This is a genomic window from Anabaena sp. WFMT, assembly GCF_051781005.1.
GTDB lineage: Bacteria > Cyanobacteriota > Cyanobacteriia > Cyanobacteriales > Nostocaceae > Anabaena.
Genome location: NZ_JBPWOA010000037.1, coordinates 158986 through 173976, shown reverse-complemented (window position 1 = coordinate 173976; position 14991 = coordinate 158986). Strand labels below are relative to the sequence as shown.

General features: G+C 38.5%; 10 protein-coding genes. 3 read left to right on the top strand and 7 right to left on the bottom strand.

What is annotated here, in order from left to right:
• Positions 1-648 precede the first annotated feature (648 nt).
• Positions 649-1374: a PEP-CTERM sorting domain-containing protein gene (locus ACSQ6I_RS24350; RefSeq protein WP_438892817.1), complete on the top strand. Its 726-nt coding sequence runs from the start codon at positions 649-651 to the stop codon at positions 1372-1374.
• 451 nt (positions 1375-1825) lie between these two features.
• Positions 1826-2365 carry a DUF3172 domain-containing protein gene (locus ACSQ6I_RS24345; RefSeq protein WP_438892816.1) on the top strand — a complete coding sequence of 180 codons (540 nt, stop codon included), beginning with the start codon at positions 1826-1828 and terminating at the stop codon, positions 2363-2365.
• A gap of 206 nt (positions 2366-2571) precedes the next feature.
• Here the strand turns inward: ACSQ6I_RS24345 and ACSQ6I_RS24340 are convergent, their stop codons facing one another.
• Positions 2572-3315, bottom strand: coding sequence for an AMIN domain-containing protein (locus tag ACSQ6I_RS24340; protein ID WP_438892815.1), 744 nt, complete (start codon positions 3313-3315; stop codon positions 2572-2574).
• A 211-nt stretch (positions 3316-3526) separates the two neighbouring features.
• A complete protein-coding gene (locus tag ACSQ6I_RS24335; protein WP_438892814.1) occupies positions 3527-5719 on the bottom strand; it encodes a cation:proton antiporter in 2193 nt (730 codons plus the stop codon).
• An 883-nt stretch (positions 5720-6602) separates the two neighbouring features.
• Between ACSQ6I_RS24335 and ACSQ6I_RS24330 the strand changes: the two genes are divergently transcribed.
• On the top strand, positions 6603-8288 hold the full coding sequence (locus tag ACSQ6I_RS24330) for an ABC-F family ATP-binding cassette domain-containing protein (protein ID WP_438892813.1): 1686 nt from the start codon (positions 6603-6605) through the stop codon (positions 8286-8288).
• Between the two features lie 122 nt (positions 8289-8410).
• On the opposite strand, the gene ACSQ6I_RS24325 is transcribed toward ACSQ6I_RS24330, so the two are convergent.
• From ACSQ6I_RS24325 to deoC, 5 genes are all read right to left on the bottom strand, one after another.
• Positions 8411-9466 carry a polysaccharide pyruvyl transferase family protein gene (locus tag ACSQ6I_RS24325; protein ID WP_438892812.1) on the bottom strand — a complete coding sequence of 352 codons (1056 nt, stop codon included), beginning with the start codon at positions 9464-9466 and terminating at the stop codon, positions 8411-8413.
• Positions 9467-9765: 299 nt separating this feature from the next.
• Positions 9766-10914: a glycosyltransferase family 4 protein gene (locus ACSQ6I_RS24320; protein WP_438892811.1), complete on the bottom strand. Its 1149-nt coding sequence runs from the start codon at positions 10912-10914 to the stop codon at positions 9766-9768.
• Positions 10915-11349: 435 nt separating this feature from the next.
• Positions 11350-12975, bottom strand: a complete 1626-nt coding sequence (locus ACSQ6I_RS24315; protein WP_438892821.1) for an MFS transporter — start codon at positions 12973-12975, stop codon at positions 11350-11352.
• Positions 12962-13891 (bottom strand): DNA repair protein RecO, encoded by a 930-nt coding sequence (gene recO, locus ACSQ6I_RS24310; RefSeq protein ID WP_438892810.1) that lies wholly within the window; start codon positions 13889-13891, stop codon positions 12962-12964. The genes ACSQ6I_RS24315 and recO overlap by 14 nt, the downstream gene beginning before the upstream one ends.
• 134 nt (positions 13892-14025) lie before the next feature.
• Positions 14026-14712 (bottom strand): deoxyribose-phosphate aldolase, encoded by a 687-nt coding sequence (gene deoC / locus ACSQ6I_RS24305; protein WP_438892809.1) that lies wholly within the window; start codon positions 14710-14712, stop codon positions 14026-14028.
• Positions 14713-14991: the final 279 nt, after the last annotated feature.

The window sequence follows — 14991 nt, the reverse complement described above, 5'->3', positions numbered from 1 at the left end:
AGGGATAAGTCCTTACCACATTGGACTTTATGAACTTTATATGAACTTCAGTTTAATATCTGGAAATAAATATATAAATATAAATTATTGATTTCAGCAAATTTTGATGAAAACGTTAATTTTCATATCATCAATTACTTGGTATTATAATATTTCTTAATATTATCAGTAATATTAACTAAGTAATTTTTCCATGTAGTAATTCAAATCTCTGGTAATATTGAGTAGTTTTTGTAAGTTAAGTAAAATTTCTTAAGTATAGATATTTTAAGCAACCCATAAATATTTACGTTGCTTAATAAAGTAAAGATTCTATGAACCATGAAAAGATTAGATAAAGTCCGCTAGTATTTGTATGTAGATGAACTCGAAAAGAGAACATCCTCATCTCTATCTTTAGGTAAGTAAGCATTGTCAAAAGTAAGTAACTGTAATCTCTAGTCACGGAGTTTAATGGTTTTAACTTATTGACATATATCCAAGGTTGAGATAGAGACTTCTACTTTTAGACATTTAAGCTATCAATTTAGGACACTTACATAAAAGGTGTCGTCAGTGGAAAAATTGCTCTTCTTTTTAAATCAGGAGGAGTGAGTTTTCAATCAAACTTTTTCTCAAGTATGTAAGCAAATCCAAGGGCTAATCAGTATGAATTTAGACAGAATCATAAAATCCTTGGCAGTCGGAATAACTGCGACTCTGGCTACTATTGCTACGCTTTCAGCTTCGGCTCAAGCTGCAATTCTAACTGGCGAGGTTTTACTCAGTGATCTACTAGCAGGGAATTCTTATCAGCTTGGTGACAAGCTTTTTGATAATTTTCGGGGATTTTCCACTTTTAACATAGGTGGTGCTGATGGACCGGAGAGCAACGAAATTCTTGTATTTGGAGAAATAGTCAATCACGCTTATAACCTGATTTTTCAAAGCCCACTTTGGAATGTTATGCCAGGACAGGCAATTGACACAACTTTTCAATATGATGTCACAGTCCTTGATCCTGATCAATGGATTGACAAGGTTGATTTAGAACTTCTCGCCTATGGGGTGACAGGTAATGCTTTCATTACCATTGTTGATAAAGTTGATTTGCTTGATCCTGGTATTGGGTCAGTGAATTTACTGGCTACATCAGTTTCGCCGTTTGATTCGGTAATTAAAGATGTATTGCCCCCCCAGAAGAAAATATCTGTTACTAAAGATATTGCTTTAGTAGGTAATCAAGGATTTGCAAGTATCTCGTTGATAAATCAATCAGTCCACCAAACAAAAGTTCCCGAATCGAGTACATTATTGGGGCTTTTCGCTCTTGGTAGTCTAGGGTTGACAGTAACAAAGAAAAGGTTAAAAACAACAGTTATCAGTGTCGGCTAAACACCAATAACTGTCTTGAGTTTCAATTACTGGGTATTCTGAGGGTTAATTTTCAGGTATACCCAGAAACATCTTAAATAAAGAATAACAGAAAACACCAAAATTTCCTGGGTTTAACTCAGGCTTTTTTTGCTAACAACTGATTGATCATCAATAGCTATCCGCTCACCGCAGGTTGCTATTGATTGACACTTTGCTGTCTGTTGGCGAAGTCTGATGATCAGGTATACACATGGGGATTCTTTAAAACTTGCTTAAGAGGAATAGTCAAATATCCCCCTAGACTCTCAAAATAACTACCAGTACTATCCAGTATTGCAACTGCGTTTATTTTTGTTTGATTCTTCTACGCTTTCGGAGTCCATCAAATTTGAAGGAACGACTACTATACTGAAGTGAGGAGAAAGTAAACAACTCCTTGCCAATTTTGCGTGAAGGTGAACAAGCAAAAATGAGACGTAAATCTACTGGTAGATCAGCTACTACTTCTAAACCCCCTGCTTTCCAATCCCCTTTATTTAACTTCACTACTATTGCAATTTTGGGAGGGGTGTTGATTTTGGGAATTGGGATTGGGATTGCTTTTAGTTCTACAAGCACGTTGAGTCCATCTAACGTAGCTTCTCGTGAGTTTATTGATACTAAAGCACCAAACCCTGAAATTTGCGTCCAGTATGGAGCCAGTGCAATGGTGATGGATGCCAGACTATTTGTAACTCTTAATCCTTTTAATGTCTATGTAGCCCAGCCTAATATACGTCCTGGATGCGTTATCCGCCAAAATAACTGGGCAATTTTAGAGAATAAAAAACTCGTATCATCAGATCAGGTAAGAGAATGTAAAAATCGCCTGAATACTTTTGGCTTTACAGGTAACTTAGACAGTGAGAAGCCGGACATTAGGTGTATATACCAAAATGAATCTGCTCAAAATTTCTTCTTATCTCAACCAGGAGCAGTTGGTCAATCTCAGGATACAGAAAGATTTTAGTTTTAGCTTTTGGGTAATGGGTTGCTATGTTTCCCATTAGATATTGACCGAATTTAAATATGCGTTTTCCACAACCCTTGTAGAGACATTCCATAGAACGTCTCTACATTCTTTTTTACCAGATGTCTTCTATTCCCAATCACCTGGTATTACACCGCAAAAGGTTATCAAGTAGATATTTGTCTATATTATTAGCAACTATGAATCTATTGTTTTTGTATAGGAAGCGGTTGGCCAAACTCAATTATAGGAATATTGTAAACTTGTTCTAAATAGTTTTCTGGATTAGGAATATTGGGTAAAGAATTAGGGACTGTAATGATGTTGTTATTCTCGGAAGAATTAGCTGGGAGAATAATTAAGTTGGATTGTTGAGAGTTGAGGGGCGGTACAATTACAAAAGGTTGCTGGTTGAGGGGTAAGTTGGTGGATGGTGGTGGGAGAGTGTTCAAAGGGGGAGGAGATAGCTGATTAGTTGGGGAAAGTGGAAAGGGTGATTGTGAAGAAGTGCTATTATGAGAGATAGTGGGGCTTAATACCCAGCGAGTGGGGTTTTTTAGGGAATTAGGCTGAAGTTTTACCTGGTTGGCATCGACAAAACTTCCTGGTTCTAAATCTATGACTATGCGGGTAATATTAGGGCTAAATTGGGAAACGCGAATTTTTTGAATTTTTCCACCAGTATAGTTTTTTTGGGTGTCAACGTTGCCTAATTGGGTATTAGGTAAATCGACTACTAAACGCGGGGGTTGAGGAAGATAGAAATACTCAGGTATTGTGGCTGAGGAAAGTGTGATTTCTAGTTGCTGTGTTTTGGGGTTAAATTGCCATTTATTGAGTTTGGCGAGTGGTGCAGCGAGGCTAATGCTAGTATTGAGGATAATTGCAGCAGATAGGCCAAATAAGCTAATTCGGAAAATGTGTGGTGGAGTTCTGAGTTGATTTTTCATGTTTTAATGGCTATTTAACTTGGTATTTGATCTGTTTGAGGTAAAGCGGTAAATTCTAAAGTTATGGGAATTTTGTTGATTTTAGAACTTACACACTATACAAATTGGATATGATATAAAAATCAATGATAATTGATTACTTCAGGCTTTTGGGACAGCATATTAGTAGGGTGCGGAAGGTGGTGTAAAAGGTTTGATCGTGCCGACTTAGTTAATTACGAATTACTTCATGGGTGTTAACTTCTGGTAGTAGGGAACTGAGATGAGAGGTAACTTGACTGTAACGACGGGTAATGAGTAGTGAAGAACGACATTTTATTGCTAGTTCATCTGTGTATCGTCCTAGAGTTTGTTTTTCAATTCCCCAAGCGCGACTAGTACCGGCAATGGTTAAATCAACATTTTCTGATGCTGCAACTACAACTTGCATTGGTTCTGGAGAGGTAACGGTTTTGATTTCTATGCGATCGCTTACACTAGCTGGTAATTGCTCAATCATCGAGTGCAGTTCATAACTTAATTCATCTTGGGTTTGATTTCCGGTTAAAACTTGTAAAATCTGCAATATGCAAGTATCACAGTTAATTAGCAGTCTGAGGGCTAGTATGAGGGCTAAATCATCATGGATATTTGCGGAGTAGGGAACTAGCAAACTTTCTAAGCGATCGCTTCCTCGATCTACGAATACAGCTACATCTACTGGTGCGCTAATGAGAATTTGCCCCACTCTACCACCTAAACGATTGTTACTAAAAGCTGGACGATGCCATCCGACAAGAATTAAATCAGGTTGTTCGATTTGGGCTATCTGTGCTGTTTCTCTAGCAACGTTGCTCGATATGCGAACAATGGGATGTATATATGATCTGATGATTGGCGGTTCTAAAGTATCAATTAATTCTTCTAACTGATGGTGACGCTCGGCAATTAATCGGTTAGCTTCAGTTGGGGTACTTTCAAAACCATAGTTTTCTTCTAACTCAATTAGGCTGAGAGGATTGATCACCGCTGGCTGTCGATAATTGAGAGCCAATGCTACTGCTAACTGTACCAAACCTTTTTGAGTTGTCGGGTTAGCTACGGGTACTAAAATGCGGTAGGGGGTAACGAAAGATTCAATACTTTCTGTCACTTCTGGCTCTATTTTCTGTTCTGGTTTTGGTTCTACTATGTCTAATTTGATTAAGCGTTTTGGATATGTCCATTCTAGTAATGGGGATGTCATAAATGTTGTTACCAAAGCCATCAGTACCAGCATGGTAAATAGCAATGGCGAAATTACACCCAACTCTAAACCAATATTCAAAACAATTAATTCGGTTAAACCGCGAGTATTCATTAACCAACCGAGGGCTGATGCTTCTCGTTTGTTAATGCCACTGAGGCGAGCAGCTATATAAGTACCACTATATTTACCTAAAATTGCTACTCCTAAAATTAATCCGCATAATAGCCACAATTCAGGACGGTTGATTAAACCAATTTGTGTCCTTAAACCGCTGTATGCAAAAAATATTGGTAGGAGAAATATTAAGACAAAATCTTCAGTTTTTATCGCTAATTCTCTAACTAATTCTGCATTCTTGGGCATTAATGCTCCTAATAAAAATGCTCCAAAAATTAGGTGAATACCGATAAATTCAGTCATGAGAGCAGAAGCAACAACTCCCATATAAATTAAAGCCACAACAAATTGGCTCAAACGTCCAGTTCGACGGTAATGGGTACTCAGGCGTTTGAGAAACCAACGCCCGACTGTGAACATGAAGATTATGTAGATTAAGCTGGCAAAAATAGTGAGGATAGCTTTTTGATCGATGCTACCATTACGAGCGACTGCGATCGCAACTGCCAAAATACACCAGGCTGTTACATCATCAACTGCGGCACAAGTTAAGGCTAATGTCCCCAAACGTGTTTGCTGTAAATTGTTCTCAGTAATAATTCTTGCCAATACAGGAAAAGCTGTAATCGACATAGTTGCACCTAAAAATAAGGTAAAAGCAGTAAATGAGACAGCCTCGTTGGCAACTAGAGGATAAAGCAGCAAAGATAAAATCGCTGCCAGAGAAAAAGGAACAATAATGCTGATATTAGAAATCAGAATGGCGGCTTTTAAGTTACCGCTGAGATATTTTGGATTTAGCTCCAAACCAATCAAAAACATGAAAAATATCAGTCCTATCTGAGATAAAACATTCAGAAAAGGAATGGTTTCTGGTGGAAACAGGGTAGCTGCTATATGGGGTGCAATTAAACCAAATAAAGATGGTCCGAGCATAATTCCGGCGATAATCTCGCCAATTACCAATGGCTGCTTAATTGATCGAAATGCCAATCCTACTAACCGTGACATTCCAATCACAATTAGCACCTCAACCAGGACTAGAATAACTGTGTGCATAGTTTCCTCTCAACAGACTATCCGGGTTCCCTAAGATGATTCTTTAAATGACGGCAAAATGTCAACCTTGTTAGAGACAATACAGGTGCATTTCTATTCATTTGTAATGTTAATTATTGTTGCTGACCTTATATCAGCACTAAAAAAGCATGGTGTTTAATTACATTTTTAATCGCAAGATAACTTATGCGTTAGCTATCTTAAGGTAAACAGTTTCTGAGTCTTTTTAGGGAATTTTGAGAAGCATTAAGCTTAAATATCACGAATAGAAGTTAAATTTCCATTAAATTTAGGTTGTGCATATAGTATTTGGTAGAAACAGTCAATAATTCAATCTCAGCAAGATTAATTGGTAATTTAAGGGTTGATTTGCAAATGAGGAATAATTTGATATTCTGTTTGTCTCGGCAGAGGTAGGTATTTATAGATAGTTTTACACTGTAACAAACTAGATACTAATGATTATGGCATGAGGGTAGTAATAATTACGAAATTCACCATAATAACCCATAAAAGATGGTAAATTATGTTTTCTTAAAGTCCAATATTGAGGATAATTAATTCTAATAAACCATCAGCCTTGATGAGAGCGCTCATTGTTATCGACTGATTGAGTTTTCTCCGGTTGTTGACTGCTGTGTGCTGAATGCTAACGATAAATGGAATGCAGAATCCGGGTTAAACACCTAAGAAACAGCTTGTTTTACTTCTGAACTGCTGAATTCTGCTGTATGATTAATAACAAGCAAAACTTTTCCCTCGATGCTCAGGAATTAAGAAGAATCTGGTATGTAAATTTGTAGTTAAATTTTGTTAAGATTAAATACAATACGGCGTTAGCTTTTCCTCCCCAACTACCTATCCCCTACCTGAGAGACATTTCATGCTGCGACTTGAACATATTAGTAAAATTTATCCTACAGGCGAAGTTCTTAAAGATATCAACTGGGAAGTCAAACCAGGCGATCGCATTGGCTTAGTAGGCGTTAACGGTGCGGGAAAATCGACTCAACTGAAAATCATCTCTGGGGAAATAGAACCCACCAGCGGCGAAATCATTCGTCCTAACAGCTTACACATAGCTTATCTCAATCAAGAGTTTGAAGTAGATCCTACCCGTACAGTTAGAGAAGAATTTTGGACTGTGTTCCAAGAAGCCAACGATGTCCAGATGGCTTTAGCTCATGTACCGCAAGAGATGGAAACAGCTAATCCAGAGGAATTGGATGAACTAATCCACAAGTTAGATCGCTTGCAGAGACAGTTTGAAGCATTGGATGGCTATAACTTAGACGCACGCATTGGTAAAATCTTGCCAGAAATGGGTTTTCAGGTTGAAGATAGCGATCGCTTAGTCAGCGCTTTCTCAGGTGGTTGGCAAATGCGAATGAGTTTAGGTAAAATCCTGTTGCAAAAGCCAGACTTATTACTACTGGATGAACCGACAAACCACTTAGACTTAGAAACCATCGAGTGGTTAGAAAATTACCTCAGAGGGCTGATTACGCCAATGGTCATAGTTTCCCATGACCGGGAATTTCTTGATCGTCTCTGCACCCAAATCGTGGAAACTGAACGCGGTGTTTCTTCCACTTATCTCGGTAATTACTCATCCTACTTGCAGCAAAAAGCTGAAAATCAATCAGCACAACTGAGCGCCTTTGAACGTCAGCAGAAAGAAATAGAAAAACAGCAAACCTTTGTAGATAGATTCCGCGCTAGTGCAACCCGCAGTACCCAAGCCAAAAGCCGGGAAAAACAACTAGATAAAATTGAACGCATCGAAGCACCTATTGCCGGTGTGAGAACTTTACATTTCCGATTTCCCCCTGCACCCCGCAGCGGACGGGAAGTGGTAGAAATTAAAGATTTAACCCATATCTATGGAGATAAAATTTTATTTTTGGCAGCAAATCTTCTAATTGAAAGGGGAGATAGAATTGCCTTTCTCGGTCCCAACGGTGCAGGCAAATCCACCCTGTTGAAAATTATTATGGGTGCAGAACCACCCACAGAAGGAATCGTCAAATTAGGTGATCACAACGTTATTCCTGGTTACTTTGAACAAAACCAAGCCGAAGCCTTAGACTTAAATAAAACCGTCATGGAAACTATCCATGATGAAGTTCCCGACTGGACAAACGAAGAAGTCCGTACACTGTTAGGACGCTTTTTGTTTGCTGGTGACACAGTATTTAAGAAAGTTGCAGCTTTAAGTGGGGGAGAAAAAGCTCGTTTAGCATTGGCAAAAATGCTTTTACGTCCAGCGAATTTACTTATTCTGGATGAGCCGACAAACCACTTAGACATTCCAGCTAAAGAAATGTTGGAAGAATCTTTGCAAAACTATGATGGGACAGCAATTGTAGTATCCCACGACCGTTATTTTATCTCTCAGGTAGCTAACAAAATTGTCGAAATTCGTGATGGTGAATTCCGCGTTTATTTGGGTGATTACCATTACTATCTCAACAAAATTGCTGAAGAGAAAGAACAAGCTAAATTAGCAGCTATAGAAGCAGAAAAAGCAGCGAAAAAAGCAGCGAAAGCATCTGGAAAGCGGAAATAGGCTTATAGGTGCAAGGGGAAGAATCAAATAAACCTATTAGCTAATCGCATAGCTAGGGTACAGAAATGACAAATACCTCGCTCAAAAGAGACGGGGTATTTAGGCTCAATGATAACTGTACTTTAGATATGAAAAATTCTTTCTAAACTTTCTTGAGATGTTTTTGATTCGTTGATAATAAATTCTTCCGGTCTTTTGTATTCTTGAAATATCTTTTCAATACGTTCTATGGTTAATGGCTCCATAAAATCTGCTATTCTTTCTTTAGATAACATTTCTGTTTTATTTATATAGTTACTGATTTTGGAAGGATCAGCAGATATTCCTATATTAGGAACTCCTAATATATCTGCCAGTATTATAGAATGAAGACGATTGCCAAAGTGAAAATCCATTTGACTCAGAATTTGCAAAAAATCTTCTGGTTTATCCCATGAATGTAGTTGGCAATTTTGGACAGGTAAATGTTTTTTCAGTAATTCATGGAATTTATTATCATTCTGTTCACTACCCATATGTCCTGGTAGTAAATGGATCACAGAGTTGTATTTTTCGATTAGTGGGATTAATTGCTGGGCATAAAATTCGGCTCTACTATCACCCCACCAATGTTTGCCAGAGAAGGATATATTACTTAAAGAATTTGCCGTTTTATTTCGATGAATAAATTCTTCATAATAACTTAAATCTAAAAATGCTAAGTCACCACCTAGACAAAAAGAATTAGTAAATTTCAGCTTTTCTTTTACCAATTCATAGGAATTATTATCTCTAACATATAACAAATCTGCTTGTTTGAAAAAATTAGTTACATCCTGCTTTTCTCCTGCATTCATACTTTCTAAGCCTATGCCTAGAAAACAAAACCGCTTACCTAATAATTTAGCTAAAGTTTGCAGAGTCGATAAATTTTTGGGTACACTGCTTAATCCTAAAGTACCACCTCCCCAGACTACGCAGTCACTTTGCCATAAAAGAAATAATCTTTTAATTTTTGATAATTGGAAATGACGAAAAAGAGAAATCTTTTTGCTGGTGATTTGATAATAGTTGTCATTACAAATTAAAAATACTCTTTCAACAACTTCTTTTTTGCTAAAAAAATTAGTTAAATGTTTGACGAATAGATCATCACCTATATTTCTATAACCATAATATCCCATTAGCATTATTTTCATGATGTACTACGACCTTTAGGAACGTGGATATATTAACTTACAATTATTTATTAGGTTGGGTAAGGCGAAAGTGTAACCCAACATTAGATTACATAAATTAAAAGTTGTACTTTATTTAATTTACATTTCTTAGTTATATTAGTGAATATTCGTATCTGCATAATTCATTTCTGCCAAAATGTCGTTAGTCCTGCCGTGAAGTCAAAAATAAAAAAGTTGCTAGGGGAATGGTTGCGCTACTTACACAAATTGAAGTGCCTTCCCTTGTTGGGAAGATAAAGATTGAAAAGTTTTTATTTTTAAGTACCCCAACTGATTGTTAAAGGTTGCTGTGCCAATATTTTAGTATAAAGTTCTTCTAAACGGGTGATATTATCACTGAGAGTATAACGCTCTAATACTCGATTTCTCGCTTTTTGGCCTAATAAAGTTGTTAACTCCGGATGATCTTGGAACAGTGGTAAAAGAGTTCTGAGTTGCGATCGCACTGTTTTAGTGCTAATAATGACACCTGCACCCTTTTCCAATACTTCCCCATCTGCACCTACATCCGTAGCTAAACAAGCTAAACCACAGGACATGGCCTCCAGCAGAGATAAAGACAAACCCTCTACCAAAGAGGGCAAAATAAATACATCAGCACCCCTTAAGATTTCAATGCGCCGATTTTCATCTGCGATAAATCCTAACCAGATGATGCCATCTTCCTGTCCATAAAATGGCTCTAAGGAAGGTTTTAACGGGCCATCGCCCACAATCAATAATTTACTATTAACTCCCATATCCGACTGCTTCCAAGCACGTAGCAGGGGTTCAACATTTTTCTCCGTTGCGATACGCCCTTGATACACAAACAGGCGTTCAGCCCCAAATTCTGCTTTGATTTTAGAAATACCTGGAGAATACTTAACAGTATCAACACCGTTGGGAATCACAGCCAGTTTTTCTTCCCTGACTCCCATACGTGCTAATAATTCCCGTTGAATTTGGGAAAAAACAATTACCCGATCATAGTGATCTAAAAAAGGTGCGTATAGCTGATAAGCTAAAATTTGTGTGCCGGATATTAATTTTGCCCCTTTGCCAGCGAATGGAGTGTGGAAAGTAGCAACTAAAGGCAAGTTTAATTCTTGGCAAATTTCTGGTAAAACAAAATCTAGTGTTGACAGAGTTAAAGAAGCATGAACTATATCTGGCTTGATTTCCCGCAATGACTCAGTTAAAACCTTAGTCGCTTTAAAAGTGGGAATAGTATAAACTTGAGACTTATAAATGAAGGGTAAGGAAACTTCTTGACAATTAGGCCAGTTTTGGGGTTGAGATTCTTCTTGGGCAAAGTGAAGAAAGCTAACTTGATGTCCCCTATCTAGCAAAGCATTGGTAATTTCTCGACTGTAAGTGACATTGCCGCAAAAGGGCGTTTTTTTTCCAATCCAGGCTATACGCATTCTTTGATTAGCTGTGAATAAAAGCGGGTTTAGTTTAAATTATTTGTTTTTTATACTTAGCTGTTTTATTCTGTAATCCTTGCTGAAGATTTTATAGCGGTTGTCAGTTGAATGAGAACATACCGTTATCATTAAATATGGCTTACGCTACGCTACAGACACCAAGGGTCTTTCAAATCTGTTTCTTTTCCCTGCTATATCATGATGAATAGCAGCCATAGCATCGTTTAAAAGCTTATATTTAAGCCAACAAACAAATGATTTTATGGCTTTATTCAATGCTGCTTGCAAGTTGTTAATTAGCTAAATTGATAACAACTTAATCAGGATAATCTTGGGTAATTCCCAGCAAGTATTACATGAATTTTCGCTGGATTAAGTTTAGCACGAAAACCAACTGTTTCACTAAGTTATAGATGATTTTCAGCCTGATAACTAATCACGGGAGTTATACCAAGTTAATATACCTCCTGAAAAGACAATTACAGCTAATCCTAAAAAGACTGCCTGTAAGCCAAAAAAGGTTTCAGCTACGCCAGCTAATGCTAAGGGTAGAGAAAGGGCAATGTTAATGACATTATTTTGCAGGCCAAACACTTTGCCACGCATTTCTGGAGGGGTTTCTGTTTGAATAGCAGTTTGCATGGGGATACCTACCAAAGCCCCAAAGAGACCGACAAGAGACAATAAAAACAACACTATCCATAGTTGAGTTGTGAATACTCCCAAACCAATCAAAGATGCTGCCATACCTAGACAACCCCAAAGGCTAAGTTGCCTATAGGAAAAGCGTTGACCAAATTGACCGATAATTGTCGCCCCAGCAGCAATGCCAACGCCCCCTGATGCGAGTAAAAAGCCGAATTGTGAGGCTTTCATGTTGGGGATAATTTCTGCCATGCGAACAGCGATAACTGTTAAAGCTGCAAAGACAGAAAATAGGATAACGAGTTGTATGAGAGCATTACGGATGTGATGATTTTCTTTGAGGTAAAGGAAACCGTCTCGCAAGTCAGAGAAAACGTGAGGAAATTCAGTTTCTGGGGGATGGGGTATTTCTTTAGTGTTGAGTAGGAGTAAAATTAATCCTGCGATCGCATAACTGCCACCGACTAAAATTTCTTTACCCATTCCACCACTACCTACCAGTTTTAGCCACAGTCCATCAGCTAATGCCAACAGCGGTTCCCCCACAGCAAACCCGATAATTAGCGATGCCATCATCGTGGTTGTGTACAGAGAATTAGCCGAAAGTAAATGCTCTTCTGCCACCACCAAAGGAATTGCTGCTTGTTCTGCTGGTGCAAAAAACTGTGTCAACGTAGAAACTAAAAAAGTCACACCCAAGATAATCAAAAACCCCACAGGCAGAACTCCCACAGGTTGCCAATCATGGGTTAACCACAACAGCAAGGGAATTGCCAACACGAGAATACCCCGCCAAACATTAGTTGCTACCAAGACAACTTTTTTCGACCAGCGGTCTACAAACACACCAGCCACAGAACCAAACAGGACTGCGGGAATGGTAAAAACCATCATTAACGCCGATACCCAACCACTGATACTCTGATCACCCTTTTGAAACTGGGTATTAATCAAAGCAATCATCAGCACCAGATATACTTTATCAGCCAGCTGACAAAAAACTTGCCCACCCCAAAGTGCGAGGAAATTCGGGTTTTTTAATACAGGAAAAAACCCTTGTTTTTGAATAGTACTTGATGTATTCCCCCCATCTAAACCAGATCCATTCAATTGTGATGTTTCTGTTTCTGGTTGGGTTACTACTTTTAGAGTTTCTTGGGTAGAATTACCTTTGCCATTGGTTTGAACTTGTGGTTCTAATGGTGTAGGTACATTAGTAGATGAAACTTCTACATTTCCATCTTTGTCCTGAGAAACATCTGTTCGGGATATTTCTTGGCTATTGATTGAATTAAGGTCAGGTTGGGAAACAGCACTTGGCTGATTGGGTGTTGTCTTCTCTGATACCCTATTGTTTTTAGCTTGACTGGGTGACAGAGGCAGGATTTTTTTATCCAAATCAGACGATTGCATCATGGTTGGCGGCAAAATAAGAATCAATCAAGGTAGCAGAGCGAATAGGACGACCCAAATGATACTGAGTGTACTGTCGCAAAATCTGCTCAATAGATAACCAGCCATAATCTGAGGCTGCCTCTATTTGCATTATCTCTGTTTGCGACAAATATTGAAGCATAAACAGTTCTTTCGCATTCAGACGATTAGAAATTGTGGGGATGTCTTGTTGATGGACAACCGTTTCATAGCCTGGGGTTTGGGGATTGGAAAAACTTCTCTTCCCTTTCTCTCCATCTTCCCGTTTTCCTTTTTCCCTTTCTGAGCGTAAGCTTTTCCAAGCCTCTAAGCTAATTATCCCTCCTGTCGGCACACTAAATCCTACCTGCCAGTTGGGATTTGTCCAGTCTGGGGTGACAGGAAGCTGAGTTAAGCAACAAACTTGGACTTGAGGTGTGAGTCCTGCTAAAGCTAAAAATTGAAAGACTCCATGCGCCAAATGTGCGACAACAGCGAATCCTTGGCTCTTGGGTAAGGCTTCTAATCGCTGGAGATGTTCATCTAGTAACTCATAAAGTTCTGTTTGGGGTAGTTCGCTTAAAGCCTGACAGAGGACAATTTCAGCTAAATATTGACTAGCAGCTAATTTTCCCAAGTCTTTAGTTAGACCTGGATAAGTTTTTATAGTTTGCGCTTGAGTAATTTTATCGAGTGTTGGCGTAGCATTTCCTAGGCTTTTTCCTTGGGAAATCAGTAATTCATTAACTACAAAAATCCCAATTCTCCCACCCAAGCTGGAGTTATGTTTACGCGCCCCAGGAGCAACCGCCCGAATTAACCCAAATTCCTTGGTTAAAATTGTCACTATCTTATCTGACTCTCCCAGTGCTTGGGTTTTGAGATTAATGCCAGTTGCTTTGTAGGTTCTACTCATTATTTATTTAGTCATTAGCAAAATAAATGACAATTGACAATTCTAATGACCAGTGATTACTTGATGGTACAAGCCTGGGGATTTATCTGTGGAATTAATCCAAAATCCAAAATCTAAAATCCAAAATTGTCTGACTACTCACTTTTTCCCTTTTCTACGTGATTACGCTGGCGGAGCAAATCTATACCGCGAGATGTGCCTAATCTTGTAGCACCTGCCATGATTAAGTCGAGGGCATCGTTGTGGGTGCGAATACCCCCTGATGCTTTAATTCCTACCCGATCCTTTGCGATTTCTTTCAACATTTGCACATCAGCCACAGTTGCACCACCATTCCAACCTGTACTAGTTTTCAAGAAAGCCGCACCGGCATCCATAGCTAGTTCTGCTGCTATTCTTTTCTCCGGGTCTGTGAGTAGGCTAGTTTCTAAAATTACCTTGACACATTGCCCAGCTACTTCACAAATTGTAGCAATTTCCCGGTGAACTTCTTCGGTTTTTCCAGCTTTCAACCAGCCCAAGTTAATCATGACATCTAACTCAGATGCACCATTTTCCAATGCTTCTTGAGCTTCATAGAACTTAACTGCTGAAGTTGTCGAACCTGTCGGAAAGCCTATGACTGTACAGACTTTGGGGTTTTTGTTGTGGAGGAGTTCAACTGCTTGCCTAACATAACAGGGTTGTATGCAAACTGTCGCAAAGTTAAACCTGTATGCTTCTTCACACCATTGCTCAACCTGTTCTGGGGTAGTAGTTGGTAACAGGAGGGAGTGATCGATAAATGGCGCAATATCAATGTTTGGATAGTCTGCTGCCATCGTTTGTTTTGCCAGTGATAGATTATTAAACTTTATGAAAAATTAAGACGTTTCTTATATATTAACCCAGATAGCGATCGCAAATAAGTTTCTCTGCCTCTGCATCTGCGGTATACTTCCGCTTCGCTTGTAAACCCAAAAACTGATTTTTAGTCCCTTCCCACTAAGAATACGGATTAAATGAACCGCGAAGAAGCGAAGAACGCGAAGGAAGAGGGAAGAAGGAATTAGGAAGAGTTTAGACTGTTTTGAATTTAATCAGTCATTTCTGAATAAAAC

Coding starts and splice junctions, on each gene's coding strand:
- recO (WP_438892810.1), bottom strand. CDS start 13,891: ATGAGTAGAACCTACAAAGCAACTGGCATTAATCTCAAAACCCAAGCA.
- ACSQ6I_RS24320 (WP_438892811.1), bottom strand. CDS start 10,914: ATGCGTATAGCCTGGATTGGAAAAAAAACGCCCTTTTGCGGCAATGTC.
- deoC (WP_438892809.1), bottom strand. CDS start 14,712: ATGGCAGCAGACTATCCAAACATTGATATTGCGCCATTTATCGATCAC.
- ACSQ6I_RS24315 (WP_438892821.1), bottom strand. CDS start 12,975: ATGCAATCGTCTGATTTGGATAAAAAAATCCTGCCTCTGTCACCCAGT.
- ACSQ6I_RS24325 (WP_438892812.1), bottom strand. CDS start 9,466: ATGAAAATAATGCTAATGGGATATTATGGTTATAGAAATATAGGTGAT.
- ACSQ6I_RS24350 (WP_438892817.1), top strand. CDS start 649: ATGAATTTAGACAGAATCATAAAATCCTTGGCAGTCGGAATAACTGCG.
- ACSQ6I_RS24345 (WP_438892816.1), top strand. CDS start 1,826: ATGAGACGTAAATCTACTGGTAGATCAGCTACTACTTCTAAACCCCCT.
- ACSQ6I_RS24335 (WP_438892814.1), bottom strand. CDS start 5,719: ATGCACACAGTTATTCTAGTCCTGGTTGAGGTGCTAATTGTGATTGGA.
- ACSQ6I_RS24330 (WP_438892813.1), top strand. CDS start 6,603: ATGCTGCGACTTGAACATATTAGTAAAATTTATCCTACAGGCGAAGTT.
- ACSQ6I_RS24340 (WP_438892815.1), bottom strand. CDS start 3,315: ATGAAAAATCAACTCAGAACTCCACCACACATTTTCCGAATTAGCTTA.